General features: G+C 74.1%; 21 protein-coding genes. 9 read left to right on the forward strand and 12 right to left on the reverse strand.

The annotated features are described in order from the left end of the window. Positions 1-147 precede the first annotated feature (147 nt). From ACFRAR_RS09115 to ACFRAR_RS09130, 4 genes are all read right to left on the reverse strand, one after another. Entirely contained in the window at positions 148-1173 is a 1026-nt protein-coding gene (locus tag ACFRAR_RS09115) for a 6-phosphofructokinase (RefSeq protein WP_380696443.1), read from the reverse strand. 352 nt (positions 1174-1525) lie between these two features. Beyond that, entirely contained in the window at positions 1526-2254 is a 729-nt protein-coding gene (locus tag ACFRAR_RS09120) for a type 1 glutamine amidotransferase (RefSeq protein ID WP_380696445.1), read from the reverse strand. A 46-nt stretch (positions 2255-2300) separates the two neighbouring features. Beyond that, positions 2301-3563, reverse strand: a complete 1263-nt coding sequence (locus ACFRAR_RS09125) for a MurT ligase domain-containing protein (protein WP_380696447.1) — start codon at positions 3561-3563, stop codon at positions 2301-2303. Between the two features lie 261 nt (positions 3564-3824). After that, positions 3825-4541: a GNAT family N-acetyltransferase gene (locus ACFRAR_RS09130; RefSeq protein WP_380696449.1), complete on the reverse strand. Its 717-nt coding sequence runs from the start codon at positions 4539-4541 to the stop codon at positions 3825-3827. A gap of 319 nt (positions 4542-4860) precedes the next feature. Here ACFRAR_RS09130 and ACFRAR_RS09135 point away from each other — a divergent pair, with 319 nt between their 5' ends. Then, entirely contained in the window at positions 4861-8745 is a 3885-nt protein-coding gene (locus tag ACFRAR_RS09135) for an amino acid adenylation domain-containing protein (protein ID WP_380696451.1), read from the forward strand. A 167-nt stretch (positions 8746-8912) separates the two neighbouring features. After that, the gene (locus ACFRAR_RS09140) at positions 8913-9125 is read left to right on the forward strand and encodes a hypothetical protein (protein ID WP_380696453.1); all 213 of its coding nucleotides are present in this window, start codon (positions 8913-8915) and stop codon (positions 9123-9125) included. 136 nt (positions 9126-9261) lie between these two features. Here the strand turns inward: ACFRAR_RS09140 and ACFRAR_RS09145 are convergent, their stop codons facing one another. The 3 genes from ACFRAR_RS09145 to asnB all read right to left on the reverse strand — a co-directional run bounded on the left by ACFRAR_RS09145 (position 9262) and on the right by asnB (position 14073). Continuing rightward, positions 9262-10686, reverse strand: coding sequence for a pyridoxal phosphate-dependent decarboxylase family protein (locus ACFRAR_RS09145; RefSeq protein ID WP_380696455.1), 1425 nt, complete (start codon positions 10684-10686; stop codon positions 9262-9264). 200 nt (positions 10687-10886) lie between these two features. Beyond that, positions 10887-11996 (reverse strand): hypothetical protein, encoded by a 1110-nt coding sequence (locus tag ACFRAR_RS09150; protein ID WP_380696457.1) that lies wholly within the window; start codon positions 11994-11996, stop codon positions 10887-10889. 226 nt (positions 11997-12222) lie between these two features. Continuing rightward, complete coding sequence (gene asnB, locus ACFRAR_RS09155) at positions 12223-14073, reverse strand: asparagine synthase (glutamine-hydrolyzing) (protein WP_380696459.1); 1851 nt, start codon at positions 14071-14073, stop codon at positions 12223-12225. Positions 14074-14289: 216 nt separating this feature from the next. On the opposite strand from asnB, the gene ACFRAR_RS09160 reads away from it, so the two are divergent. Both ACFRAR_RS09160 and glmS read left to right on the forward strand, forming a co-directional pair. Beyond that, positions 14290-14565 carry a hypothetical protein gene (locus tag ACFRAR_RS09160; protein ID WP_380696461.1) on the forward strand — a complete coding sequence of 92 codons (276 nt, stop codon included), beginning with the start codon at positions 14290-14292 and terminating at the stop codon, positions 14563-14565. A gap of 166 nt (positions 14566-14731) precedes the next feature. Then, positions 14732-16558, forward strand: a complete 1827-nt coding sequence (glmS, locus tag ACFRAR_RS09165; RefSeq protein WP_380696463.1) for a glutamine--fructose-6-phosphate transaminase (isomerizing) — start codon at positions 14732-14734, stop codon at positions 16556-16558. A 91-nt stretch (positions 16559-16649) separates the two neighbouring features. Here the strand turns inward: glmS and ACFRAR_RS09170 are convergent, their stop codons facing one another. Beyond that, complete coding sequence (locus ACFRAR_RS09170) at positions 16650-17561, reverse strand: glutaminase (RefSeq protein ID WP_380696489.1); 912 nt, start codon at positions 17559-17561, stop codon at positions 16650-16652. Positions 17562-17716: 155 nt separating this feature from the next. Further along, positions 17717-18412 carry a DUF3152 domain-containing protein gene (locus ACFRAR_RS09175; RefSeq protein WP_380696465.1) on the reverse strand — a complete coding sequence of 232 codons (696 nt, stop codon included), beginning with the start codon at positions 18410-18412 and terminating at the stop codon, positions 17717-17719. Positions 18413-18829: 417 nt separating this feature from the next. Between ACFRAR_RS09175 and ACFRAR_RS09180 the strand changes: the two genes are divergently transcribed. Continuing rightward, entirely contained in the window at positions 18830-19045 is a 216-nt protein-coding gene (locus ACFRAR_RS09180) for a heavy-metal-associated domain-containing protein (RefSeq protein ID WP_380696467.1), read from the forward strand. A 68-nt stretch (positions 19046-19113) separates the two neighbouring features. Here ACFRAR_RS09180 and ACFRAR_RS09185 read toward each other — a convergent pair whose 3' ends face one another. Next, positions 19114-19668 (reverse strand): DinB family protein, encoded by a 555-nt coding sequence (locus tag ACFRAR_RS09185; RefSeq protein ID WP_380696469.1) that lies wholly within the window; start codon positions 19666-19668, stop codon positions 19114-19116. Between the two features lie 93 nt (positions 19669-19761). Between ACFRAR_RS09185 and ACFRAR_RS09190 the strand changes: the two genes are divergently transcribed. Then, positions 19762-20736 (forward strand): helix-turn-helix transcriptional regulator, encoded by a 975-nt coding sequence (locus tag ACFRAR_RS09190; RefSeq protein ID WP_380696471.1) that lies wholly within the window; start codon positions 19762-19764, stop codon positions 20734-20736. A 150-nt stretch (positions 20737-20886) separates the two neighbouring features. Here the strand turns inward: ACFRAR_RS09190 and ACFRAR_RS09195 are convergent, their stop codons facing one another. Continuing rightward, the gene (locus ACFRAR_RS09195) at positions 20887-22221 is read right to left on the reverse strand and encodes a PLP-dependent aminotransferase family protein (protein WP_380696473.1); all 1335 of its coding nucleotides are present in this window, start codon (positions 22219-22221) and stop codon (positions 20887-20889) included. 163 nt (positions 22222-22384) lie between these two features. On the opposite strand from ACFRAR_RS09195, the gene ACFRAR_RS09200 reads away from it, so the two are divergent. The 3 genes from ACFRAR_RS09200 (at position 22385) to ACFRAR_RS09210 (ending at position 25198) form a co-directional block, all read left to right on the forward strand. Further along, complete coding sequence (locus ACFRAR_RS09200) at positions 22385-23191, forward strand: crotonase/enoyl-CoA hydratase family protein (RefSeq protein ID WP_380696475.1); 807 nt, start codon at positions 22385-22387, stop codon at positions 23189-23191. Positions 23192-23245: 54 nt separating this feature from the next. Beyond that, complete coding sequence (locus ACFRAR_RS09205; RefSeq protein WP_380696477.1) at positions 23246-24016, forward strand: N-acetyltransferase; 771 nt, start codon at positions 23246-23248, stop codon at positions 24014-24016. Between the two features lie 561 nt (positions 24017-24577). Then, positions 24578-25198 (forward strand): SRPBCC family protein, encoded by a 621-nt coding sequence (locus ACFRAR_RS09210; RefSeq protein WP_380696479.1) that lies wholly within the window; start codon positions 24578-24580, stop codon positions 25196-25198. A 183-nt stretch (positions 25199-25381) separates the two neighbouring features. Here the strand turns inward: ACFRAR_RS09210 and ACFRAR_RS09215 are convergent, their stop codons facing one another. Beyond that, a complete protein-coding gene (locus ACFRAR_RS09215) occupies positions 25382-25975 on the reverse strand; it encodes an ankyrin repeat domain-containing protein (protein WP_380696481.1) in 594 nt (197 codons plus the stop codon). Between the last annotated feature and the right edge of the window lie 81 nt (positions 25976-26056).

Raw genomic sequence — 26056 nt, forward strand, 5'->3', positions numbered from 1 at the left:
CGGCTTCTGCGGCCACGCTAGCGGGCGGTGCGGCGCGACGGCCACCGGACGTACGGCGCCGATCGGACGTACGGCGCCAACCGGACGTACGGAGGCCCCCGGACCGCGCGGGGCGGGTCCGGGGGCCTCCGGGAGGGCGGGCGGCGGTCAGATGACCGTCTCGGCCTCCAGGTAGCGCTCCTGCGGGACGGTCTTCAGCTCGGCGACCGCCTCCGCCAGCGGTACCAGGTTGATGTCGGTGCCCTGGAGAGCGGTGATGTGGCCGAAGGCGCCCTTGTGGACGGCCTCGACGGCGTGCCAGCCGAAGCGGGTGGCGAGCACCCGGTCGTAGGCGGTCGGGGTGCCGCCGCGCTGGGTGTGGCCGAGGATCACCGGGCGGGCCTCCTTGCCGAGGCGGTGCTCCAGTTCGCGGGAGAGCTGGGTGGCGATGCCGGTGAAGCGCTCGTGGCCGTAGATGTCCTTGGTGCCCTCTTCCCAGTGCATGGTGCCGGGCTCGGGCTTGGCGCCCTCGGCGCAGACCACGATGGCGAACTTCTTCTGGCGGTCGAAGCGCTCCCGGACGACCTCGGTGAGCTTGTCGATGTGGAACGGCCGTTCCGGGACGACGATGGCGTGCGCGCCGGCCGCCATGCCCGCGTTCAGCGCGATCCAGCCGGTGTGCCGGCCCATGACCTCGACGACCATGACCCGCTGGTGGGACTCGGCGGTGGTCTTCAGCCGGTCCAGCGCCTCGGTGGCGACCGAGACCGCGGTGTCGAAGCCGAAGGTCACGTCGGTGGCGGCGATGTCGTTGTCGATGGTCTTCGGCACGCCGACGATCGGCAGGCCCGCGTCGCTCATCAGCTTGGCGGCCTTGAGCGTGCCCTCGCCGCCGATCGGGATGACCGCGTCCAGACCGAGGTCGGAGCAGTACTTCTTGGCCCGTTCGACGCCGTCCCGCAGGTGGCTGGGCTGGACCCGGGAGGAACCGAGGATGGTGCCGCCCTGGGCCAGGATTCCGCTCACCGAGTCCAGGGTCAGGGGGCGGTGGTGGCCCTCCAGGAACCCGCGCCACCCGTCCTCGAACCCGATGATCTCGTCGCCGTGGTCGACCACCCCCCGGTGGACCACGGAGCGGATCACCGCGTTCAGTCCGGGGCAGTCACCGCCGCTGGTCAGCACTCCGATACGCATTAGCTTTGCAACTCCCGAGCAGAACCGAGGAACGGCCGGACTACAGGCTGGGACGACGAGCCGTCACCGTAACGCGGCGCCTCCACACCGCGGTGGCGGGGAGGTGGCCGTGGGGTGAAGGACCGGCCGGGTCCGGACGGAACGCCCGGAAACGGCCGTGAAGTCGAGCATACGGCCCCTGGTCCGGCCGGGCAGGAGCCGACGCGGGAGCGGCGCCGTCGGCGCCCCCGCGCGGAAGTGCGGCCTGCTGCCGAGGAGGGTGTGCAGTAGGCAGCCCCATTGTGGTACGTCCGGGCCCGCCCGCGGACCGGGTGACCGCATGGCGGGCACCCGGCCGGGACGGACCGGCGTACTACTGGGGACGCGTCGTGGCCGCGATGCGCTCGGCGCGCAGCGCGTCGTACCAGGTGGTGTCGGCCGGCGGCAGGGCGCTGACGTCCAGCGCCAGCTTCAGCAGCATGTCCGCCACCGCGGGGTTGCGCGCCAGCACCGGGCCGTGCAGGTAGGTGCCGAAGACGGTGTCCCGCCAGGCGCCCTCGGTGCCGTCACCGGTACCGTTGCCGCGGCCGACGCTGACCGTGGCGAACGGCTGAACGCCCTGGCCGAGGTGGGTGACGCCCTGGTGGTTCTCGAAGCCGGTCAGCTGCGGCAGGCCCAGCCGGGGGTCGACGTCGGCGAGCACGTCGCCGACGCACCGCTCGCCCTCGCCGCGGGCGGTCCAGACGTCGAGCAGGCCCAGGCCCGGCTCGCGCTCGCCGAGGTCGTTGATGAACTCGTGGCCCATGATCTGGAAGCCGGCGCAGACGCCGAAGATGATCGCGCCGTTCTCGGCGGCGCGCACCAGCCCGCTGTCGGCGCGCAGCCGCTCGGCGGCCAGGCGCTGCGGGCGGTCCTCGCCGCCGCCGATCAGGTAGATGTCACCGCTGGTGGGGATCGCCTGGTCGGAGCGGACGTCGATCCGGGTCACGTTGAGGTGGCGCTGGCGGGCCCGGCGCTCCACGACCAGGGCGTTGCCCCGGTCGCCGTAGGTGCTGAGCAGGTCCGGGTAGACCCAGACCACGCGCAGGCTGCTCTCACTCATCCTCGAAGGCCTTCCGTCACGTAACGACTGGTGTGCGGGCGCGGCATCAGCCGGCCACGACCTTCCGCAGCTGCTGGAAGGCGGTGTAGTTGGCGATGGCCTCGATCCGGCCGGGCGGGGCCATCCGGACGGCCTGCTCCAGGGTGTCCACCACGTGGAACTGGAGCCCGGCGACCTCCAGGCGGACGGCCAGGTCCAGCTTGCGCTGGCCCATCACGAAGACCGGGTGCCCGGCGAGGCGCTCGTAGTCGACGTCCCACAGCCAGGAGGTGTCGGTGCCGTCGGCGTCGAGGGCGTTGACGGAGAGGATCACCGGGGCGGGCGGGCCGTCGATCAGCGAGAAGGTCTCCAGCCAGCCGGCCGGGTTCTTGGCCAGCAGCAGGCGGATGTCGCGGCCCTGGTACTGGACCACGTCGTAGCGGCCGGCCACGGCGGCGACCGAGCGCATCCGCTCCAGGGCGACCTGCGGGGGGACGCCGAACACGGCGGCGACGGCGGCCGAGCTGGTGGCGTTGGCCAGGTTGGCCCGGCCGGGCAGCTGGAGCTGGATCGGCCAGGCGCCGCGCTGCGGGTCGATCACGTGGGTGCCCTGGAGCGCCCAGTGCGGGTTGGGCCGACGGAAGCCGCAGTCCTGGCAGAACCAGTCGTCGCCGGGGCGCTGCATCACACCGCCGCAGGCGGGGCAGGACCAGGCGTCCTCCTTCCAGGCCTGTCCGGCGGCCACCCAGACCACCTTTTTGCAGGAGGAGGCGGCCCAGGTCACCAGCGGGTCGTCGGCGTTGGCGATGACCACGGCCTCGGTGTTCTGCAGGCCCTCACGCCACTTCTCGGCCATCATCCGGGTCTCGGCCGCGCGGTCGAGCTGGTCGCGGGAGAGGTTGAGCAGGGCGATCGCCTTGGGGCGGGTGTCGCGGGCGACCGTCGCCAGGTACTTCTCGTCGACCTCGATCACGCCGAAGCGGGCGTCCGTGCCGCCGGCCAGGGCGGAGGTGATGCCGGCGGGCATGTTGGCGCCCAGGGCGTTGGAGACCACCGGGCCGGCGGCGCGCAGCGCCTCGGCGATCAGGCGGGTGGTGGTGGTCTTGCCGTTGGTCGCGCTGACCAGGACGACGTCGAGGTGGTCGGCGAGGGTGGCGAGCAGGTCGGGGTCGAGCCTGAGGGCGACCTTGCCGCCGATCACCGAGCCGCTCCCGCGTCCGGCCTTGCGCGACACGGCGGCGGCGACCCGGCCGGCGGTGACCGCGATCTTGGCGCGGGCCGGCAGCGAGGCGTCGCGTGCGCCTGTGGGCTCCGATTCGGTGCCTGCCATGCTCAGTGGTTCCTCCTTGCTGCGGCACCACCCGTGGCCGGATAACGGGCCGTCGGGCGGCGGGGACGGGGATCAGCCTACCGACTCCGTCGCCCGTCCGGACGATCCGGACCCCGCGCCGCCTGCTGCGACGCGTTCGCGGGTGCTGCTGACGGCCCGTCGAGGCGGGCGGTGTACGGAGGGACCTCTCGTCACTTCAGGACGCCCACCGGGGTCGCCGGGTTCCCGAGCCGTCCGAGTGAGGATGTGGTGAAGAAAGGATCAACGGCCTGGACGGTGGCCGCAGGCGGTCGCCTCCCCGGCGGCCAGCGTGGCGGTGATCACCAGGGTGCCGTCCTCGGCGTGGAAGTCGAGCGGTGCGCCCAGCCGGCGCATCGCGGCGATCAGCCCGGTGTTGGCGGCCTGCGTCACCGCGTACACCGTGCGGACGCCGCAGGCCAGGGCCGCCGCCGACAGCCGCCGCAGCAGTGCCAGGCCCAGCCCGTGCCGCTGCCAGTCGTCCTCGACCAGGACGGCCAGCTCGGCCTCGCCGTCGTCCCACATCAGGTGCCCGAGCGCGACGATCCGCCCGTCCGCGGCGGTCACCGCGAGGCTGCGGCCGTGCCGGGGGTCCAGCAGGTGGTCCAGGTAGCGGCCGGCGTCTCCGACCGGGCCGTGGTAGCGCAGCCGCAGCGCCGCGGGGGAGCAGCGGCCGTGCATCGCCAGGGCCGCCGTCCGGTCGGCCGGACCGGCCGGGCGCAGCAGCAGTTCCGTCCCGTCCGGCAGTGAGAGCCGGGACGTGTCCTCCGGCCCCGGGCCGGAGGCGCGGCCGGTGGGCGGGTGCGGGCGGACGATCCGCGACGGGCCGCCGCCGGTGCCGGTGCCGCCACCGGTGCCGTCCGGACGGACGGACGGCACCTCGGGCGCCGCGCACCTGCGGTCGGACCTGCGGAAGGGCCGGTGCCAGAGCCGTTCGGGGCGGGTGCGTGATGCCTTCATGGCGCCGACGCTACCGACGGTGCGCTTCCGTTCGGTTACGTGATCGTGAACGCGCGAATGCCCCGGGGTGCGGCCGGGGTGCGGGTGGAGCACGGCCGGGGCGCGGGTGGGACCGCGGTGGGACCGCGACGGGACGGGGGTGGGACGGGGGTGGGACAGGGCGGCCCGCGGACCGGGACGGCGGCGGCGCAGGTCCGGACCGGTGCCTCAGGCGGCCGGGACGGCGGGCGGCCGACGGTGGATGGCGCCCCCGCTGTCCCCGCTGCCCCCGGCGAGCAGGAGGCCGGGCCCGTCCGTCCACGCACCGAAAGCCGCCACCATGCGCAACACCCCGTCCGTCCCCACCACCGACTCGGCCGCCCCCGCCGTCCCGCACGCCCGCCACGCCCCGGTCGGCACCGTGCTTCCCGGTCTGCTCGACCGGCAGGCGCGCACCCGGCCCGGCGCGCCGGCCGTCCTCGGCGCGGGTGGCGGCCTCACCTTCCGGCAGCTGGCCGGGACCGCCCGCCGGCTGGCCGCGCGGCTGCGCCGCCTGGGCGCCGGCCCGGACGGCCGCGTCGGCCTGTACGTCGAGCCGTCCGTCGAACTGGTCGCCGGCGCCTGGGGCGTCCTGTACGCCGGGGCCGGCTACCTGCCGCTGGCGCCCGAGTACCCCGAGGACCGGCTCCGCTACATGGCCGAGGACAGCGGCACCCGGATCGTGCTCACCCAGGCGCACCTGCGCGAACGGCTGGCCGCGCTGGTTCCGGCCGGCACCGCGGTCGTCACCTTCGAGGACGTTCCGCCGGTGCCGGACCCGAGGGAGGAGGGGGCCCTCGCCAGGGAGGAGGGGGCCCTCGCGCCGGAGTCGCTGGCCTATGTGATCTACACCTCGGGCAGCACCGGCCGTCCCAAGGGCGTGATGATCGAGCACCGTTCGGTGGTCTCCCAGCTGCGCTGGATGCACTCCGCCGGGCACCTCGGCCCCGAGGTCACGGTGCTCCAGAAGACCCCGATGAGCTTCGACGCCGCGCAGTGGGAGATCCTCGCCCCGGCCGTCGGCGCCCGGGTGGTGGCTGGCACGCCCGGCCTCTACCGCGACCCGCAGACGCTGGTCGCCGCCGTGCGGGAGCAGGGGGTGACCGCGCTCCAGTGCGTGCCCACCCTGCTGCGGGCGCTGCTCGACACCGAGGGCTTCGCCGACTGCACCGGCCTGACCAAGGTGTTCTCCGGCGGCGAGGCGCTCTCCCGGCGGCTCGCCCGCGACCTGGGCCGGGCCCTGCCGGGGGCCGCGCTGGTCAACCTGTACGGCCCGACCGAGTGCACCATCAACGCCACCTGGCACCTGGTCGACCCGGCCGAACCGGGCGACGGCGCGGGTTCGGTGCCGATCGGCCGGCCGGTGGCCGACACCCGGTGCTACGTGCTGGACGACGACCTGGTGCCGGTCGCCGCCGACGGCGTCGGCGAGCTGTACCTCGGTGGCGTCCAGCTGGCCCGCGGCTACCTGAACCGGCCGGAGCTGACCGCGGAGCGGTTCGTCCCCTCCCCCTTCGCCGCCGACGAGCGGCTCTACCGCACCGGTGACCTGGTGCGGTGGAACCCGGACGGCACCCTCCAGTTCGCCGGCCGGGTGGACAACCAGGTCAAGCTGCGCGGGTACCGGGTCGAGCTGGACGAGATCGCCCGCGCGATCGAGGAGCACGCCTGGGTGCGCCGCTCGGCCGCCGTCGTCACCGGCGACGACCGCACCGGGCACCGGAACCTGGTCGCCTGCGTCGAACTCGACCCCCGCGAAGCCGCCCTGATGGACCAGGGCAGCCACGGCGGACACCACCGGTCCAAGGCCAGCAAGCTCCAGGTCAAGGCCCAGCTGGCCGACCCGGGCCTGCGCGACCGGGCCGGGCTGGAAGGCCGCGAGCGGGTCGCGTTGCCCGGCCGGAAGGAGACCGAGGTCCAGCGCCGGGAGGTCTTCGCCCGCAAGACGTACCGCTTCTACGACGGCGGCGCCGTCACCCGGGACGACCTCACCGCGCTGCTCGCCCCGCGCCCGGCCGCCGCCTTCGGCCGGGCTCCGGAGCTGTTGAGCTTCCCCGAACTCGGCCGCGTCCTACGGTGGTTCGGCCAGTTCCACAGCGAGGAGCGGCTGCTGCCCAAGTACTCCTACGCCTCGCCCGGCGCCCTGTACGCGACCCAGCTGTACCTGGAGACCGGCGGCCTGGACGGGCTCGCGGCCGGGCTGTACTACTACCACCCGGTCGAGCACGCCCTGGTCCGGATCGGGCCCGCCGAGCCCCGGGCGCAGGCCCGCCTGACGCTGCACTTCTCCGGCCGGCACGGTGCCATCGAGCCCGTCTACAAGAACAACATCCGGGAGGTGCTGGAGTTCGAGACCGGCCACATGCTGGGCGTCCTGGAGGAGGTGCTGCCCGAGTACGGGCTGGACGTGCGCCCGCTCGGCCTCGACCCGGAGGCCAAGGCGCGGCTGGACGTCGCCGAGGAGGACCACTACCTGGGCGCCTTCGAGGTCGTCCGGGCCGGCGGCGCGGCGCGGCCCGAGTGCGCCGAGCTGTACGTCCAGGCCCACGGCGACCGGGTGGACGGCCTGCCGGGCGGCCTCTACCGGTACGCCGACGGCGAGTTGACGCACGTCGCGGACGAGGTGGTGGAGTCCCGGCACGTGATCGCGATCAACCAGGCCGTCTACGCCCGGGCCTCGTTCGGCATCACCGCCGTCAGCCGCGCGGAGGAGGAGTGGCTGGAGTACATCGTGCTCGGCGCGGTGCTGCACCGCCTCCAGCGCAACGGCCTGTCCCTGGGCCTGATGTCCTCCGGCTACAGCTCCAAGTCCGGCCACCCGCTGCCCGCTTCGCGCCGCATCGACGAGATCCTGGCCGGCCACGGCATCATCCCGGGTCCGTCGTACTTCTTCCTCGGCGGCAAGGTCGGCGAGGAGCAGATCCGCAGCGAGGGCATGCGCGAGGACACCGTCCACATGAAGGGCCCGGCCGAGCTCATCAAGGACGAACTGGCCAGGCTGCTGCCCGACTACATGCTGCCCAACCGGGTGCTGGTGCTGGACGCCCTGCCGCTCACCGCGAACGGCAAGGTGGACCTCAGGGCACTGGCCGCCTCCGAGGCCGTCCGCACGGCCGACGCGCGCGGCGAGTTCGTGGCCCCGGGCACCGAGCACGAACGGTGGCTGGCCGAGGCCTGGGGGCAGGCGCTGAAGTACCAGGACGTGTCGGTGACGGACGAGTTCTTCGCCGTCGGCGGGAACTCGCTGATCGCCGTCGCCCTGGTCCACCGGATCAACCGGGAGTTCGGGACGGCGCTACCGCTCCAGGTGGTGTTCGAGTGCCCCCGGCTGGGAGACCTGGCGGCGCGGATCTCCGGCGCGGGCGGGCGGCCGGCCTCCCGGCTGGTCCCGCTGAGGACGGGGGAGCGCGGCCGGCCGGTGTTCTGCTGGCCGGGCCTGGGCGGTTACCCGATGAACCTGCGCCCGCTCGCCGCGGAGGCGAGCGACGGGCGGGCCTTCTACGGCGTCCAGGCGCACGGCATCAACGAGGGCGAGACGCCGTACGCCACGATCCGGGAGACGGCCGCCGCCGACCTCGCCGAACTGCGGCGGGTGCAGCCCGAGGGGCCGTACACGCTGTGGGGCTACTCGTTCGGCGCCCGGGTGGCCTTCGAGGCGGCCTGGCAGCTGGAGCAGGCGGGGCAGCGGGTCGCGGAGCTGCTGCTGATCTGCCCCGGCAACCCGGAGGTCCGCCGGGCCGACGGGCGGCACTACGGCCGGGAGTCCTCGTACGCGAATCCCGGGTACCTGGCCATCCTGTTCTCGGTGTTCGCCGGCACGACCAGCGGGCCCGGACTGGAGCGCTGCCTGGCCGAGACGGTGGACGAGCCGACCTTCGTCGCCTCCGTGCACCGGATGCTGCCGGAGCTGGACGAGGCGGTGATCCGGCGGATCGCCCGGATCGTCGGCGGGACCTACGAGTTCGAGTACAGCTTCCGCGAACTCGTCGAACGACGGCTGGACGCCCCGGTGACCGTCTTCAAGGCCGCCGGCGACGACTACTCCTTCATCGAGGGCAGCAGCGGCTACTCGGCCGAGGCGCCCACCGTGGTCGAGCTGGAGGGCGATCACTACGGGGTGCTGCGGGAGCGAGGGGTGGCCGAGCTGGCCGCCGCGATCCGGGCGGTGGGGCGACCGACGTGGTGACCGCGCCCCGATAGGACACGCTCACGGACGGCCCATGGTCCGTGAGCGGGGGAGCCCCTTCGGATAGGGATGGCTCGGCTTTCCGCCGAACCCGTCTCCTCCGAAGGGGCTCCCCCGTGTCCGTGAAGACCGTGTCCGTGAAGACCATGCCCGTGAAGGCTTCGCCCGTGAGGACCAGGGCCCTGGCCACGGCCTGTTGCGCCCTGCTGCTGGCCCTGCCGCTCGCCCTCGCCCAGCCGGCCGCCGCTTCCCAGGACAGCGGCCCCAAGACGCCCGAGGAGGCCGCCACCTGCCGGGCGGTGGTCGGCACCCTGTTCGGCGGCTTCGGCGCGATGCTCGCGAACAAGGCCTGTGTCATCCGGCCCGCGGACCAGGGCTGACCGCAGCCCGCCGGAACACCGGTGCGTGAGCTCGGTGCGTTGACATACCATCCGTGCGCTGGAGGTCCGCGGGGCGGTCGAGGTCGAGGCGAAGGACTGACGGCCGGTCGGACCGGTGCCCGCCGGCCCGACCCCGCTACCCGAGCAGCTCGCGCGCCGCCGCCCTGACCTCGGCGAGCAGCAGGCGCAGGTCGTCCTCCGTCGTGGCGGCGTTGAGCAGGCAGGCGCGGAGCATCTCCGTCGTGCCGAGGCGGGCGCCGGTGACGAACACCCGGCCGCGCCGCTGGACGGCGACGGGCAGTTCGCGGTTGAGGGCGTCGAGGCCGGCGCCGTCCAGGCCGGGGGCGCGGTGGCGGAACGCCACGATCGAGGTCTGCACCTCCGCGAGCAGCTCCAACTCCTCGTCCGCCTCGACGAGTTCACCGAGGCGGCGGGCCAGCGCGGTGCACCGGGCGATGTCCCGGGCGAGGCCGGTGCGGCCCTTGTGGGCGATGGTGGCCCAGACCTTGAGGGCGCGGAAGGGTCGGGTCTGCTCGGTGCCGTACTCGGAGAACCAGCCGAGCGCGCCCGCCGCCTCGTCGCGCAGGTAGGACGGGACGAGGCTGAAGGTGCCGCGCAGCTCCTCGGCGTCGCGGACCAGCGCGCAGCCGCAGTCGACCGGGACGCCGAGCCACTTGTGCGGGTCGAGGGCGAGCGAGTCGGCGCGCTCCAGGCCGGCGTAGCGGTGGGCGATGGCCGGGTCGAGCCGGCCGAAGGCGCCGTACGCGCCGTCCACGTGCAGCCACAGGCGCTGCTCCTCGCACAGGTCGGCGATCGGGCCGAACTCGTCCACCGCGCCGGCGCCGACGGTGCCGGCCGAGGCGACCACCAGGAAGGGCAGCAGGCCGGCCGCGCGGTCGCGCTCGACGGCCGCCCGCAGCTCGGCGGTGTCCAGCCTGCCGTCGGGGCCGGTGGCGACGGTGCGCAGGTGCCTGCTGCCGAGGCCGAGGAGTTCGGCGGCCTTGCGGACGCAGGAGTGGGTCTCGCCGGTGACGTAGCCGACCAGTGGCGGCAGGCCCGCGAGCCCGTCCTCGCGGACGTCCCGGCCGGCCCGGCGGGCGGCGCGGTCGCGGGCGGCGGCCAGGCAGACGATGGTCGCCATCGAGGTGCCGGAGGTGAGCAGGCCGCCGCCGGCCGGGTGCGGGAAGCCGACCAGCTCGGCTATCCAGCGGACCACGGCGCGTTCCAGGTGGACGTCGGCGTGGTCGCCGCCCGCCGAGCTGGGGTTCATCGCCGAGGCGGCGAGGGTGGCGAGCACCCCGGCGGGGGCGGGGGCGGAGTTCACCCAGCCGAAGAAGCGCGGGTTGCCGTTGCCCATCGGGTACGGCAGGACGTCGCGCCCGATGGCGCCGATCAGCTCGTCGAGCGGGCGGCCCTCGGCGGGCAGCGGGGCGTCCAGCAGGCCCTGGCGGGCGGTGTCGTCCATGGGCTGCCAGACCGGGCGCCCGGGCAGTTCGGCGAGGTAGTCGGAGACCAGGTCGGCGGTGGCGTGGGCGGCGGCGCGGAAGTCCTCGGTGGTCATGGCGTGCTCCAGGGAGGCCGGGGGAGGCGGGCGCGGCGTCCTCGGCGCACCGTGGTCCGGTGATCTTACGGAGAGGTGATCGTATGCAGAAGGGCCCGCGCCGTGCGGCGCGGGCCCTCGTGCCGAGACCGGGGGACCTGGGGACCTGGGGACCTGGGGGTGGTCCGGGGGCCCGGGGGCCGGTCCGGGATGCCGGGGCGTCAGTCGAGCGAGCTGGACAGCCCGCTCGCCGAGCGGCAGTAGCCCTGCATCTCCTTGTCGGTGATCTTGGCGCAGAGCCGGCCGGACGCGCCGCCGTCGGTGTAGTTGACGGTGTAGTAGCTGACCAGGCCCTCGGCGCAGGCCTTGCGCTGCCAGCCGTCGGCGGCGGTGGCGCACTGCTGGGACGCCCAGTCCTCGCGGTCCAGGTTGTACTTCATGGTGCGCGAGCCGACACCGCGGCTGCAGTCCACCGACCCGCCGCTGGCCTTGCCGTTGAGGCACCACTTGAGGGCCTCGGCGTAGACCTCGGGGTGGTTCGGGTAGTCGTGCGAGGACAGGTAGAAGGTCGGGGCGTAGAAGAAGCAGGCGGACTGGAACAGCGACGGCTGGTCCTTGCACGGGTAGAGCGGGTCCTGGGCGAGCTTGTCGGCGGGCAGGTTCGCCTTGGCCTGCTCGTCCTCCTCGTCCGGGCCGAAGAGCTGCATGAACAGGCCCTCGGAGCAGCGGATCCTGTTCTGGTCGCTGGGGAACTTGTTGCACAGGTCGCGCGCCTTGGCGACGTCCTGCTTGGCCACGAACATGGTGCCGTGGCCGACGCCGTGGATGCAGGGGCCGCTGTTCTTGGGAGCGCAGAGCTTGAGCAGGTCCGTCTCGGGCTGGGTGGAGGCGTTGAGCATCTCCTCGACCGCGCCGTGCAGGTAGCCGGCCGCGCAGGTCTCGTGCGGGTAGGAGATGACCTTCTGGAAGTCGGCGTTGAAGCGCTTGACCGCCGCGTGGCCGAGCTCGTGCGCGATCGGATGGCAGAAGCGCACGGTGTACGGCTTCTCCTTGGTGATCTTGTCCAGGTCGGCCAGGGCGACGCCGGGGTCGGTGGCGTCCATCTCGGCCATCATCTTGTTGCGCAGCGTGGAGCGGGTCCACACCGCCGGGTCGCCGGTCGGGGTGGCACCCGCGGCGCCGGCCGCGGCCGGCTGGGCGCCGACGGCGGGGGCTCCCGCAGCCCGGGGCGCGGTGGCCGCCGCGGGCGACCAGTCGGTGACGGCCACCGATCCCAGGCCCAGGACGCCCAGGAGCAGGGCGGTGAGAATCGCGAAGACTCGCGGCTGCATGAGGGGATCCCCCGGCGGATCGAGGTGAACGTTGCGTCTCCCATCCTGACGGTATGTGAGCGGGAATCCACGAATTCGTCCGCCATTCGAGAGATGTCGGCGACGGTACCGCACCGTCGGACCTGCGGGACCGGCGGGATGGTGCCGCGTAGTCACCCGAACGGAGTAGGACGGCGCGGGCGCCGGCCACTGCACCGTTCGGGTGACGGGACCCGCTCCCGGGCGCTCACAGCTCCAGCGTCACCCGGTACTCCGTCAGCCAGGCGTCGAAGTCCAGCGCGAGGTCCACGGCCAGCCGGACGGACTGCGGGTCGGTGTCCGGGGCGAGCGCGTCGGCCAGGCGCCGCCGGTCGAGCAGGTCCAGGGCCGGGGAGGTGCGCTCGACGGCGAGCCGGGCGAGTTCGGCGCGCAGCTTCGCCGGGTAGTGCGGGTCGGTGGTGACCGGGTACGGGCTCTTCGCCCGGTCCGCGACCGCGTCCGGCAGCACGTCCCGGACCGCGGCGCGCAGCAGGCTCTTCTCCCGCCCGTCGAAGGCCTTCATCGCCCACGGGGTGTTGAACACGTACTGGACCAGCCGGTGGTCGCAGAACGGCACCCGCACCTCCAGGCCGTTGGCCATGCTCATCCGGTCCTTGCGGTCGAGCAGGATGCAGACGAAGCGGGTCAGGTTGAGGTAGGAGATCTCGCGCATCCGCCGTTCCAGCGGATCGGCCGCGGGCAGGTGCGGGACCTCGGCGAGCGCCTCGCGGTACCGGGCCCTGCGGTACCCCTCCAGGTCGAGCTTGCGGAGCAGCCCGGCGTCGAGCAGGTGCTCGCGCGGGGTGGCTCCGCCGCCGGCGATGCCGGTGAGGCCGAGCGCCCAGGGGAAGTCCTCGACGGCGATGGTGGCCGGGTCGTGGAACCAGCGGTAGCCGCCGAAGAGCTCGTCCGCGGACTCGCCGGACAGGGCGACGGTGGAGTGCCGGCGCACGCCGCGGAAGAGCAGCAGCAGCGAGGTGTCCATGTCGCCGACGCCGTTCGGCAGGTCGCGGGCGCGCAGCACGACGGCGCGCCGGGACGGGTCGGAGAGGTCGGCGGCGTCCAGTTCGACGACGCTGTGGTCGGCGCCGATGTGGTCGGCGAGCAGCCGGGCGTACGGGCCGTCCTGGGTCTGCCGGACGTCGCTGGCGTGGAAGTTCTCGCTCTGGCCGGTGAAGCCGACGGAGAAGGAGCGCACCGGACCGGCGCCGGCGGCGGCCAGCGTCCGGGCGGCGAGCGCCGTGACGGCGCTGGAGTCCAGGCCGCCGGAGAGCAGCGAGCAGAGCGGCACGTCCGCTTCGAGCTGGCGGTGGACGATGTCCTCCAGCAGGGCCCGGACGGTGGCGACGGTGGACTCCAGGCTGTCGCGGTGCTCGCGCGCCTCCAGAGCCCAGTAGCGGCGGACCGAGAGGCCCTCGCGGCGCACCCGGACGACGTGCCCGGGCCGGACCTCGTGGATGTCCCGGTACGGGGTGAGGCCGGGGGTGCGGGTGTAGCCGAGCAGTTCGCGCAGCCCGTCCAGGTCCACCACCGGGCGGACGTCGGGGTGGGCGAGCAGGGCCTTGACCTCGGAGCCGAAGATCACGCCGTCCGGGGTGCGGTGGTAGTACAGCGGTTTGACGCCCATCCGGTCGCGGAACAGCAGCAGTTCCTCGCGCCGGGTGTCCCAGATCGCGAAGGCGAACATGCCGTTGAGCCGCTCGGCCAGGTGCTCGCCCCACTCCAGGTAGGCGTGCAGCACGACCTCGGTGTCGCTGCGGGTGCGGAAGCGGTGCCCGGCCGCCTCCAGTTCCGCGCGCAGCTCGCGGTGGTTGTAGACCTCGCCGCTGTAGGTGAGCACGGCCAGCGTCCGGCCGTCCTGCTCGACCGTCATCGGCTGGGTGCCGCCGGCGATGTCGATCACCGCGAGCCGGCGGTGGCCGAGCGCGGCGTGCGGCTCCAGGTGCACGCCGCCGGCGTCCGGGCCGCGCCGGAGCTGGGTGGCCGTCATCGCTTCGAGGACGGTCCTTTCGGCGGTGAGGTCGCGCTCGAACGCGACCCATCCGGTGATCCCGCACATCCGCAAGCCTCCGGTCTTCCGCTTCGTGTTCAGGAGGTCACGCTACGTGCGGAGTTGGCGCCGCTTCAAGGGGCTTTCGAGAACGAGGGTGAACGGGTGGCCGATCGCCGGTCGAATGTGAAGATGATGTGGAGCTGGTCTGAAAGTCGTAATGTCTGCCCGATTTCGGGCAGAAATCTTGGCTTCGCCGCTCCGTCCGACCTAGGCTCCTCATTCGTGCCCAGCTCATCCCACCCCCACGAAGACCTCCTCGCCCACCTCACCCGGACCAGCCCGCTGGGGCCCCGGGAGGCGGCGCGGGTCGTGGCGGAGGTGCTGGCGTACTTCTCCGAGAGCACCGAGGAGTACGTGCGCCGGCGCCACACCGAGCTCCAGGGGCGCGGTCTGACCAACGAGCGGATCTTCGCCCGGCTCGCCGAGGAACTGCCGCAGCGCCGGGTCTCGGCGCCGGAGCTCTCGGCCCGCCAGCTGCGGCGGATCGTCTACGGCTGAGCGCCGTCCCCCGGCCTTCGGCGGTTCGCGACCGCTTTTGGCCGAATCCGACCGCTTCCGGTGTCGATCGGTATCGCTCGGTCCTGCTCGGTGCCGTTCGATGCTGTCCGGCGGTGTTCGGCAACGGTCGTCCATGTTCGTCAACGTTCGACAGAGGAGTCCACGCATGTGCGGAATCGTGGCCTACATCGGCCCCAAGGACGCGACCCCCTTCCTGCTGGAGGGGCTGGCGCGGCTGGAGTACCGCGGCTACGACTCGGCCGGCGTCGCCGTCACCGGGCGCGGCGGCGGGATCAAGCTGCGCAAGGTGAAGGGCCGGGTCGCCGACCTGGCCGGCGCCGTTCCGGCCCGGTTCAAGGGCACCACCGGCATCGGCCACACCCGCTGGGCCACCCACGGCGTCCCCAGCGACGCCAACGCGCACCCGCACCTGGACGGCGCCGAGCGGATCGCCGTCGTCCACAACGGCATCATCGAGAACGCCGACGAGCTGCGCGCCAAGCTCACCGCCGACGGCGCGGTGTTCCGCTCCGAGACCGACACCGAGGTGCTCGCCCACCTGATCGCCGCGAACGTCGCCGAGGGCGTCGAGCTGGAGGACGCGGTCCGGGCCGCGCTCGGCCGGGTGGTCGGCACCTACGGCATCGCGGTGCTGGACGCCGAGCGGCCGGACCGGATCGTGGTCGCCCGCAACGGCAGCCCGATCGTGCTGGGCATCGGCGAGAAGGAGATGTTCGCCGCCTCGGACGTCTCCGCGCTGGTCCGCTACACCCGCCAGGTCGTCCACCTGGAGGACGGCGAACTGGCCACCGTCCGGGCCGACGGCTTCCGCACCTTCACCGCGGACGCCCGCACCACCCACCGTCAGCCGTCCACCGTGGACTGGGAGGTCGACTCCTACGACACCGGCGGCTACGAGCACTTCCTGCTCAAGGAGATCCACGAGCAGCCCGGCTCGGTCGAGCGCACGCTGAGCGGCCGGCTCGACGAGCGCTTCGCGACCGCGCACCTCGGCGGCCTCAACCTGGACGCCCGGGAGCTGCGCGAGATCCGCCGGGTGAAGATCCTCGGCTGCGGATCGGCGTACTACGCGGGTGAGATGGGCGCGCAGCTGATCGAGGAGCTGGCCCGGATCCCCGCGCACAGCGAGCCGGCCTCGGAGTTCCGCTACCGCAACCCGGTGATCGAGGCGGACACCCTGTACGTCGCGGTCAGCCAGTCCGGCGAGACCTACGACACGCTGGCCGCCGTCCAGGAGGTCAAGCGCAAGGGCGGCCGGGTGCTCGGCGTCGTCAACACCGTGGGCAGTGCCATCGCCCGGGAGTGTGATGGTGGCATCTACCTGCACGCCGGTCCGGAGGTCTCGGTCGCCTCCACCAAGGCCTTCACCTCCACCGTCGTCGCCTTCGCGCTGCTCGCCCTGCACTTCGGACGCATCCACGACCTGTCGCCCGCCGACGGACGCCGGATCGTCTCCGCGCTCCAGGCGCTGCCGGACCAGATCCGCGAGGTGCTGGAGCAGAGCGAGGCGATCGCCGCACTCGCCGCCGAGTACGCCGAGTCGGCGGGCATGATGTTCATCGGCCGGGTGCGCGGCTTCCCGGTGGCCCGCGAGGGCGCCCAGAAGCTCAAGGAGATCTCCTACGTGCACGCCGAGGCCTACCCGGCGAGCGAGCTCAAGCACGGCCCGCTGGCACTGATCAGCCCCGAACTGCCCACCGTGGCACTGGTTCCGGACGACGAGCTGCTGGACAAGAACCTGACCACGCTGGGCGAGATCAAGGCCCGCTCCGGGCGGGTCATCGCGGTCGGCCACCGCCGGCCGGAGGAGAAGCTCGCGGACCACTGCATCCTGGTGCCCAAGAGCGAGCCGGAGCTGGACCCGCTGCTGCTCAACATCCCGCTCCAGCTGCTCGCCTACCACGCCGCCGTCGCCCTGGGGCGCGACGTGGACAAGCCGCGCAACCTGGCGAAGAGCGTGACGGTGGAGTAGCCGTCCACCCCCGGAACCACCGGGTCCCGGTCGCTGTGCGGACGGCCGGGGCCCGGTTCCGTTCTCCGGGGCGTCCGGCTGGGTCGGAGGATCAGAAGACCGAGCAGCCGGACAGGGTGGTCAGGGTGTCCAGGGCGGTGACCGCGGCGACCGAGTTGCCGGCCTGGTCGAGCCGCGGGCCCCAGGCGCAGACGGCGGCGCGGCCGGGGAGTATCGCGAGGACGCCGCCGCCGACACCGCTCTTGCCGGGCAGGCCCACCCGGAAGGCGAACTCGCCGGCGGCGTCGTAGGTGCCGCAGGTGAGCAGCACGGCGTTGATCCGCTTGGCCTCGCTGCGGGACATCAGCCGGGTGCCGTCGGCCCGCACGCCGTAGCGGGCGAGGAAGGAGCCGGCCAGCACCAGGTCGCGGCAGCTGGTGGCGACGGCGCAGTGCGCGTAGTAGTGCTCCAGGACGGTCTCGACCGGGTTCTCCAGGTTGCCGTGGCTGGCGATGAAGTGGGCCAACGCGGCGTTGCGGTGGCCGTGTTCGGCCTCGGAGGCGGCGACCACCGGGTCGGTGTCCAGCAGCGGGTTGCCGGACTCGCGGCGCAGGAACTCCCGTACCGTGCCGGAGGCGTCGCCGGTCATGGTCTGGAGGCGGTCGGTGACCACCAGGGCGCCCGCGTTGATGAACGGGTTGCGCGGGATGCCGTGCTCGGTCTCCAGCTGCACCAGGGAGTTGAACGGGTTGCCGGACGGCTCGCGGCCGACGCCCCGCCACAGCGCGTCGCCGCCGTAGGCGACCGCGAGGGCGAGCGAGAACAGCTTCGAGACGCTCTGGACGGAGAACGGCCGCTCCCAGTCCCCGACGCCGTGCAGCTCCCCGTCGACGGTGGCGACGGCCATGCCGAAGGCCTCCGGGTCGGCGGTGGCGAGGGCCGGGATGTAGTCGGCGACCCGGCCGCGGCCCGTGGTCGCCCGGGCGGCCGCCTCGGCGGCCGCCAGCAGCACCGACCAGTCCAGGGTCTCCCCGCCGGGCACACCGTTCAACGTTCTTCCTCCACCGGCACCGACTGCGGACACGACCGGGACCGGGCGCGCGGTGCGGGTGCGTCCGGTCCGACCAGGATTATCCGGGTTCGGTGTCGATGGTTCGTACAGAGGGTCGTTTCCCGCGGTTACGGCGCGTCGGTGGGGGCCTGGACGGGCGGGCCGGTGAGCAGGGCGCCGGCGTCCGAGTACGGCCGGCCGTTGGGGACGCAGCCGTGCAGCCCCTTGATCTGCTGCATCATCACCGGTGCCGGGGCGCCCGGGCCCGGGCAGTCGACGTGGCCGTTGCCGAGGATGTGGCCGACCTCGTGGTTGACGGCCAGCGCGTGGTACTGCTCGGGCTCGCCCGCGTAGAACTCGGACAGCTCGGTCCAGCGCTTGAGGTTGATCACCACCTGGTGGGTGACGCCGCAGTTCACCCAGCCGCCGGTGTCCAGTCCGTACTGCCCGCAGATCCGGTCGGTGGACCGCGGGGTGGCCAGGTAGACGGTGAAGTCCACCGGATCGGCGGGCATCCGCTGGAACGAGGCGGTGCCGCCGGCGGCCCAGCCGTGCCTGACGTCGCCGAGGACCGCGTCCACCTCGGCGGCGAACCGCTCCGGGCTCTCCGCGATCCCGTCCTCCACCCGCACCTTGTAGCGGTACAGGTGCTCGCCGGTGCCGAAGCGGGCGGAGCCGCCGGGCGCGGTGGTGAACGCCAGCCGGCCGTCCCCGTCGCTCCACGGCTGCCACCAGAGCAGCCCGGCGGTCAGGGCGGCGACCAGCGCGAGGGCGAGCGCGGCCGGCCGGGGCCTGCGGCGGAGGAGCCGGAGGAGCGCGTTCAACGGGCCGCTCCCGCCAGGGCGGGGAGGCCGGTGGCGGCGAGGGCGGCGAGGGCGGTGGTGTCCGGGCGGGCGTCGACCGGGGCCTGGGGGGACATGGCGGAGCTGCTCCAGGAGGGGATCGGCGGGTGGTGCGGCCGATCGGCGGCCGGGCCGTCGCCCGGTCCTGCGGAAGGGGTCTCACCTGGAGGGACGCACACGGACCGGGCCCCGGTTCACGGCGTGTCCGACGTCACGGCGGGGGCTCCTGTCGGACGGGCGGCCCGGTCGGTTCCCGGAACCGCTCGATGGTGTCACCCGTGCGGCGTGTCCCTGGGGCCCGCCGCCGGATTCGGGTGTCGTGGTGCGGGTCGACCCGTCGGGCCGCTCCCGTACGGGTCGACCCTTCCCGCTCACCGGAATGCCATCGGAGGTACCGCCATGTCCACCACCGCCGTGTTCACCGTCGCCGGAATGAGCTGCGGCCACTGCGAGAGGACGGTCAGCGCCGGGCTCGCCGCCCTGCCCGGCGTCACCGACGTCAGCGCGGACGCGCCCAGCGGCCTGGTCACCGTCTCCTCGGCGGGGCCGCTGGACGAGGCGGTGGTGCGCGGCACGGTGGACGGGGCCGGGTTCACCTTCGTGGGGCGGGCCTGACGCTCCGCCGGGCGACAGCCCCGGGGCCCTGTCGGCGATGACCGACCGGACCCCGGGGCACCGCCGGCTCAGCCCATGCTCTTCGCGCCGTCCAGGGACTCGCGGATGATGTCGGCGTGGCCGGCGTGCTGGGCGGTCTCGTTGGCGATGTGCAGCAGCACCCGGCGGGCCGACCACTCGGCGTCCGGCTGGAACCAGGGGGCCTTCGGCAGCTGCTGGGTGGCGTCCAGGTCGGGGAGGGCGGCCACCAGCTCGTCGGTGCGGCGGGCCACCTCGGCGTAGTCGGCGAGGACGCCGACCAGCGTCTCCCCGGGCAGCATCCGGAACTCGTCCGCGCGGCGGGCGAAGTCCTCCTCGGTCCAGGTGGTGAAGTCGGGCATCGCGGACGGCCCGTGCACGATGAACTCCGCCCAGAGCCGCTCGACGGAGGCCACGTGCTTGATCAGGCCGCCCAGGCACAGCTCGCTCGCACAGGTCCGCAGGCCGGCCTGCTCGTCGGTGAGGTCACGGGTGGTGAAGCGCAGGAAGTGCCGCTGCTTCTCCAGGGCCGCCAGGAGGTCGGCGCGCTCGCCGGTGAGCTTCCGGGCGGTGGTGGTCGAGGTCGTGGTCTCGGTCATCGTCATGGCCTTTCGGTCGGGTCCTGCTCCCTCGGACAAGAACCACGCTACGGACCATTGCGGTCACTTCCTGTCCTGAATCCCGGGGAGAATCGACGCATGGCGAACACCAGCAGCCGGACGCTGCGACTGCTCTCCCTGCTCCAGACCCACCGGTACTGGCCCGGCGAAGAACTGGCCGACCGGCTCGGCGTCTCCGTCCGCACCCTGCGCCGCGACATCGACCGGCTGCGCGAGCTCGGCTACCCCGTCGAGGCCCAGCGCGGCGTCGACGGCGGCTACCAGCTGGCGGCCGGCGCGGCACTGCCGCCGCTGGTGATCGACGACGAGGAGGCGGTGGCCCTCGCGGTCGGCCTGCAGGCGGCGACGGAGAGCCCGGTGGAGGGGGTCGCCGAGGCCTCGGTGCGGGTGCTGGCGAAGGTGGTCCAGGTGATGCCGGCCCGGCTGCGCCGACGGGTGGAGGCGCTGCGCGCGATGACCGTCCCGGTGGACTGGGGGACGCCGGCGGGGTCGGGCGTCGACCCGGACGCCCTGACGGTCGTGGCGCTCGCCTGCCGGGACGGCGAGCGGGTGCGGTTCTCGTACACGGCCGCCGACGGGCGCGGCACGGAGCGGCACGTCGAACCGCACCGGCTGGTCTGCCTGAACCGCCGCTGGTACCTCGTCGCGTACGACCTCGGCCGAGCCGACTGGCGCAGCTTCCGCCTCGACCGCCTCACCGCCCCCACCGGCAGCGGCGACCGCTTCGCCCCGCGCCCCCTCCCGGCGGGCGACGCGGCGGAGTTCGTCCGCGCGGGCCTCGACGCCGGGCCCCGGTCGCACCGGGTGGAGGTCCTGGTGGAGGCGCCCGCCGACCACGTCCGGGCCCGGGTCGGGCGCTGGGGCACGGTCACGCCGGTCGCCGCGCACCGCTGCCGCCTGCGGATGACCGCGGACTCCCTCGAATGGCCGGCCATGGCGCTGGGCTCCCTCGGTGCCGAGTTCCGGGTCGTCGCCCCGGACGCGCTGCGGACGCTGGTGGCCGAGTGGAGCGCGCGCTTCGCCCGTGCGGCGGGGGAGACGGAGGAGGAGTAGGAGGTCGGGCGGGCCGGCTTCCGGCGCCCGGGGCGGTCGGCCCGGCGCTGCTCCGGCGGGCCGGGCCCTGGCCTCCGGGCACGGGGGTGCCCTGGGGCCTCGGGGGCCTGGACGCCGCGGGGTGGTTGTCGGTCGGAGAGGGGCGGCGGGTCAGGGGGCGATGGCTTCGAGGGTGGTGCGCAGGTGGGCGAGGGTGGCGCAGAGGGTGGGGAGCGGGGGCGTGGCGAGGGCGAGGCGGAGGGCGTCGGGGTGGTGGGGGGTGGTGGCGAAGGCGTCGGCGGTGGAGATCAGGATGCCCTCGGCGGCGAGGGCGGCGGCCGCGTGGTCGGGGCGCTGGTGGGGTTCGAGGGTGAGCCAGAGGACGTAGGAGGTGGGGTGGGCGGTGGTGGCCAGGCCGGCGAGGACGGAGCGGGCCACGGCCTGGCGGGCGGCGGCGTCCGCGCGGCGCTCCCGCTCCAGACGGGCGACCGTTCCGTCCGCGAGCCAGCCGGTGGCGAGGGCGGTGATCAGGCCGGGGGCGCCCCAGGCAGCGGCGCGCAGGCCGGTGGTGGCGGCGCGGAGCAGGCGGTCGGGCAGGACGGCGAAGCCGAACCGCAGGCCCGGGGCCACGCTCTTGGAGAGGCCCGCCACGTAGCAGGTGCGCTCCGGGGCGAGGGCGTACAGCGGTGGCGGCGGTGCGGCCTCCAGGAAGGCGTAGGTGCCGTCCTCGACCAGGGTGAAGCCGTGCTCGGCGGCGAGGGCGACGAGGCGCTCGCGGTGCGCCCGGTCGAGCACCCAGCCGAGCGGGTTGTGGACGGTCGGCTGGGTGTACACCGCCCGGACGGGGCGGGCGCGGCAGAGCCGGTCGAGCGCGTCGAGGTCCGGGCCGGCGGCGGTGACCGGGACGGGGGCCAGGTCGAGCCCGTGGGCGGAAGCGAGCAGCTTGATGCCCGGGTAGCCGAGGGCGTCGGTGGCGAGGACGTCCCCGGGGCGGGTGAGGGTGCGCAGGACGCAGTCCAGGGCCTGCTGCGCCCCGCTGGTCAGCAGGACGTTCCCGGGGGCGGTGTCGATCCCGCGGTCCAGGAGGTGGGTGGCGACCGCGGCCCGGTCGTGCCGGTGGCCGCCCGGCGGGTGCTGGCGCAGCAGGGCCTCGGCGTCGCCCGAGGAGGCGAGCGCGCGCAGGGCCTGCCGCAGCAGGTCGCCCTGCCCGGGGGAGAGCGGCTGGTTGAAGGAGAGGTCGGCCACCCGGGGCACCGGCAGCGCCCGGGAGGGTTCGATGCCGTCGTAGCCGGAGCGCAGCCGGACGAAGGTGCCGCGGCCCTGCTCGCCCACCACCAGTCCGGCGGCGGCCAGTTCGGCGTAGACCCGGGTCGCGGTGGCGAGGGCGATCCGCCGCTCGCGGGCGAGGGCGCGGTGGGTCGGCAGCCGGGCGCCGGCCGGGAGGGCGCCGGAGCGGATGGCGCTCGCGTACTCGTCGACGATGGCCTTGTAGGAGGGCGGTCGCACGGGTCACCTGCCGTTCCTGGGTCGTGAGCCTCGGCGTACGGGCGCCTGCTCCGGAGTGTATCCAGGACAATGAGTGGATTGTCCCGGGCGGGTGTTCCTAGCCTCGTGGTGTCCGGCAGCGAGGCCAGGACCAGCAGCGAGGCCAGGAACGGAGCACGCGCCCATGACCATCCGCAGCGAGCGGGACCAGCACGTCGTCACCCTCACCATCGACCGGGAGAAGAAGCTCAACGCCCTCGACTACCCGACGATCGACGCGCTGCTCGCCGAGTTCGACCGGATCGACGCCGACGACACCGTCCGCGCCGTGATCCTCACCGGGGCCGGCGAGCGGGCGTTCAGCGCGGGCGCCGACATCCCCTCGCTGGCCGCCAGCATCGCGGGCGGGCCGGAGCGGGCGCTGCGCGAGTTCGTCCGTCGCGGGCACACCCTCACCCGGCGGATCGAGGAGTTCCCCAAGCCGGTCATCGTGGCCGTCAACGGCCTGGCGTACGGCGGTGGTTGCGAGATCACCGAGGCCGCCCCGCTGGCGGTGGCGGCCGAGCACGCGGCCTTCGCCAAGCCCGAGATCTCGCTCGGCTTCCCGCCTCCCTTCGGCGGTTCGCAGCGGCTGCCGCGCCACGTCGGCCGCAAGCGCGGCCTGGAGCTGATCCTGACCGGCGACCCGATCCCGGCCGCCCGCGCCGCCGAGATCGGCCTGGTCAACTCCGTCGTCCCGGCCGGTGAACTGCTGGACACCGCCCGGGACCTGGCCGAGCGGATCATCCGGCACGCGCCGAGCGCCGTGGCCGCCTGCCTGCGGGCGGTGACCCGGGGCATCAACCTGCCGATCGACGAGGGGCTCGCGGTGGAGGCGGCGGCCTTCGCGGCGACCGTGCCGACCGAGGGCGTCCGGGACGGGATCCGGCGCTTCCTGGACCGCACGTCCGCCCGCTCGTCCGACCGCTCGTCCGCCCCGTCGTCCTCCTGAGGCGGCGCGGGAAAACGCGTTGCGGGCGGCGGCCGGGGAGGTGATCATGGCGCCATGCCGGATCTGCTCGCGCGGGTGACCGCCTTCCGTGCCGCCTTCGCCCGCCGCCAGGCGGCGGAGCTCGTCGAGGCGGCGGACTTCCCCGGGGTGTTCGCCGTCCGGGACGCGGAGTTCGTCCGCTCCGAGGAGCACAACCAGCTGATCGTCGAGGGCCCGGGGACCGACCCGGCGGAACTGCCCCGGCTGGCCGCCCGGTGGCTGGGGCGGCGTCGCCGGTACCGCGTCACCGTGCTGGACCAGGAGCTCGGCGAGCGGGCCGCGCCGGTGCTGGCGGCGGCGGGGTGGCAACGGGAGAGCGTGCTCGTCATGGCCCGGTCGACGGAGGGCTGTGTCCGGCCCGAACCGGCCGCGCTCCCAATGGAATCGAGCGAGCTGCGGGAGGCGGTGCTGCGTCAGCAGCGGGAGTGGAGCGGGGACGAGGAGCTCGTCCGACAGCTCACCGACCGCCGCGCCGCCCGGCTGCGCGGCGCCGAGCAGGTGCACTTCCTGGCCGCGCGGACACCGGCCGACGAGGTCGCGGCCTGGAGCGACCTCTACCTCGAACCGGCCTTCGGGCTGGCCCAGTTGGAGGAACTGGTGACCGGTACGCCGCACCGCGGCGCGGGCCACGGCGACACCCTGCTCGCCACCGGCCTGGCGCTCACCGCGGAGGCCGGCCTCCCCGAGCTGTTCCTGCTCGCGGACGCGGCGGACTGGCCGCGCGAGTGGTACGGCCGTCGGGGTTTCACCGAGATCGGGCGCGGCCGGGCCTTCTACGGCGGGTGACGTTCGGGCCTTCCGCGGCCGGTGACGGGCGGGACGGTGTGCGGATGCCGGTCGGAGGCGACGGATGCTCGGGGAGCGGGCTTCTTCCGTCGGCAGGGAGTCAGGCGGTTTCCGGGCCGGCCGCCGGTGGGGTGTCGCGGCGGCAGTGTCGGCGAAGGCGCGGGAGAGCGGGCAGAGGTTCTCCCAGTCCCGGACGGCCCAGCCGGCGGTGAGGGCGGGCAGGTCGGGCAGCGGGAGCAGCCGCAGGCCCGACGCGCAGATCATCGATGGTCACGGGGGCCCAAGGTATCGGGACGTCGGGACCCAAGGTATCGCTTGGAGGTGTCCCGGTAAATCAACGGATTGACTTGGGTGTTCGGTGGGATCGATCATCGATTCCGGGCCCAGGGCGGCAACCCGACCGCCACCTTCGCGGCGTTCCGGACGCACGGGCCGGGGTGCGGGCGGGTGCCGACCCGCATCGATGCGAAGAGCTGTTCACGACGGTGAGCAGTCGTGAACGCCGTGAACGCCATGAACGCTGTGAACGGCTGTGACGACGGACGACAGGAGGGAACGGGCATGCGGTACGCCGACGGTCCGGGTACGCGGTGCGAGGTGTTCGTCGGGGCACCGGTGGACCGGGTGTGGGAGCTGGTGACGGACATCGGCCTGCCCGCCCGGCTGAGCCCGGAGCTCCACCGGGTCGCCTGGCTGGACGGTGCGCGCGGCCCCGCGGTGGGCGCCCGCTTCGAGGGGCACAACAGCCGCGAGAACATGCCCGACTGGCGGACGGTCTCCGAGATCACGGAGCTGACCGAGCCGAGGGAGTCGATCGAGGCGACGGAGGCGACGGAGCCGACCGGGGCGGCGGGACCGGCGGATCCGGCCGTCGTCGGCTCCTTCGCCTGGGGCGTGATGGACGCGGACGGCCGCTACGGCGAGCCGGTGTCCGATCTCGGCGGGGCGCTGGCCCGGTGGCGCTTCGAGCTGGTCCCCGAGGGCGGCGGCACCCGGCTGCGCCAGTCGGTGGTGATCGGCCCCGGCCGCAGCGGCGCCAGCCTGGTCATCGACGCCAGGCCGGAGCTGGAGGAGAAGATCGTCGACTTCCGGCTGAACGAGCTGCGCGCCGGCATGACGGCGACCCTCGAAGGCATCAAGTCGCTGGCCGAGCAGGGGAACCGGCCCCGGCCCGAGCACTGATCACCCCGTTCCTCCGGGGCGGGATGTGCCGGGCGATCACCGGCACGTCCGTCCGGCCGTGCTGGACCCGTTCATCGACTTCGGCTGGGACCGCTGGCGGGCCGAGGAGTTCGATCCGGGACTGGTGCTCGTCGAGCTGCTGGGCGGCACGGACGACTGGTAGCGGTCGCTTCCCGGGAGGGTTCAGCCCGCGCTGCCCGCACCGCCGTCGCGGGCCGCCCGCTCCGCCGCGCGCAGCGCCTCGGCGATGGTGCGCAAGCCGCGGCGTTCGGCGTGGGCGAGGGCGGTGGTGCCGTCGGAGTCGGGGAGGAACGGGTCGGCGCCGTGGGCGAGCAGGACGTCGACGATCTCGCGGTGGGCCGGGCCGCCGTCACCGAGGAGGACGGCTTCGAGCGGCGCCGTCCAGCCGAGGTCGTTGACGTGGTCGACATCGATGGCGGTCTCGGCGAGGACCGCGCGGACGTAGGCGGCATGGCCCCGTTCGGCGGCGGGGATGACGGAGACGCCGCCGTAGCGGTTGCGACGGGTGAGGTCGGGGCCGCCGGGGAGCAGGGCGCGCATCATCGGGACGCTGCCGGTGATGCCGGTGACCAGCCACGGGCTGTTCAGCCGGGCGTCCTGCGCGTTGACGTCCGCGCCCGCCTCGACCAGCAGCCGGGCGACGGCGACCCGGTCCGCCAAGGCGGCCCGCAGCAGCGGGGGAGAGCGGACGGGCGGGCATGACGGTGGCTCCTCGGCGGACGGTCGGACTGCGTGGTGCGTCCGGCCTGACGCCACGGACGCCCGGTGGCGTCGGCGCGGTGTGCTTCATTGTCCGGCGGAACGGTCGACGGCCGGGTCATCCGATCGGATGACCCG

It is taken from the genome of Kitasatospora sp. NPDC056651, assembly GCF_042792155.1.
In the GTDB taxonomy this organism is placed as follows: domain Bacteria; phylum Actinomycetota; class Actinomycetes; order Streptomycetales; family Streptomycetaceae; genus Kitasatospora.

What these genes read in the sequence shown, in the direction of transcription:
- ACFRAR_RS09200 (WP_380696475.1), top strand. Translation starts at nt 22,385, where the DNA reads ATGACCATCCGCAGCGAGCGGGACCAGCACGTCGTCACCCTCACCATC.
- glmS (WP_380696463.1), top strand. Translation starts at nt 14,732, where the DNA reads ATGTGCGGAATCGTGGCCTACATCGGCCCCAAGGACGCGACCCCCTTC.
- ACFRAR_RS09190 (WP_380696471.1), top strand. Translation starts at nt 19,762, where the DNA reads ATGGCGAACACCAGCAGCCGGACGCTGCGACTGCTCTCCCTGCTCCAG.
- ACFRAR_RS09145 (WP_380696455.1), bottom strand. Translation starts at nt 10,686, where the DNA reads ATGACCACCGAGGACTTCCGCGCCGCCGCCCACGCCACCGCCGACCTG.
- asnB (WP_380696459.1), bottom strand. Translation starts at nt 14,073, where the DNA reads ATGTGCGGGATCACCGGATGGGTCGCGTTCGAGCGCGACCTCACCGCC.
- ACFRAR_RS09150 (WP_380696457.1), bottom strand. Translation starts at nt 11,996, where the DNA reads ATGCAGCCGCGAGTCTTCGCGATTCTCACCGCCCTGCTCCTGGGCGTC.
- ACFRAR_RS09115 (WP_380696443.1), bottom strand. Translation starts at nt 1,173, where the DNA reads ATGCGTATCGGAGTGCTGACCAGCGGCGGTGACTGCCCCGGACTGAAC.
- ACFRAR_RS09135 (WP_380696451.1), top strand. Translation starts at nt 4,861, where the DNA reads ATGCGCAACACCCCGTCCGTCCCCACCACCGACTCGGCCGCCCCCGCC.
- ACFRAR_RS09205 (WP_380696477.1), top strand. Translation starts at nt 23,246, where the DNA reads ATGCCGGATCTGCTCGCGCGGGTGACCGCCTTCCGTGCCGCCTTCGCC.
- ACFRAR_RS09130 (WP_380696449.1), bottom strand. Translation starts at nt 4,541, where the DNA reads ATGAAGGCATCACGCACCCGCCCCGAACGGCTCTGGCACCGGCCCTTC.
- ACFRAR_RS09180 (WP_380696467.1), top strand. Translation starts at nt 18,830, where the DNA reads ATGTCCACCACCGCCGTGTTCACCGTCGCCGGAATGAGCTGCGGCCAC.
- ACFRAR_RS09185 (WP_380696469.1), bottom strand. Translation starts at nt 19,668, where the DNA reads ATGACGATGACCGAGACCACGACCTCGACCACCACCGCCCGGAAGCTC.
- ACFRAR_RS09120 (WP_380696445.1), bottom strand. Translation starts at nt 2,254, where the DNA reads ATGAGTGAGAGCAGCCTGCGCGTGGTCTGGGTCTACCCGGACCTGCTC.
- ACFRAR_RS09210 (WP_380696479.1), top strand. Translation starts at nt 24,578, where the DNA reads ATGCGGTACGCCGACGGTCCGGGTACGCGGTGCGAGGTGTTCGTCGGG.
- ACFRAR_RS09125 (WP_380696447.1), bottom strand. Translation starts at nt 3,563, where the DNA reads ATGGCAGGCACCGAATCGGAGCCCACAGGCGCACGCGACGCCTCGCTG.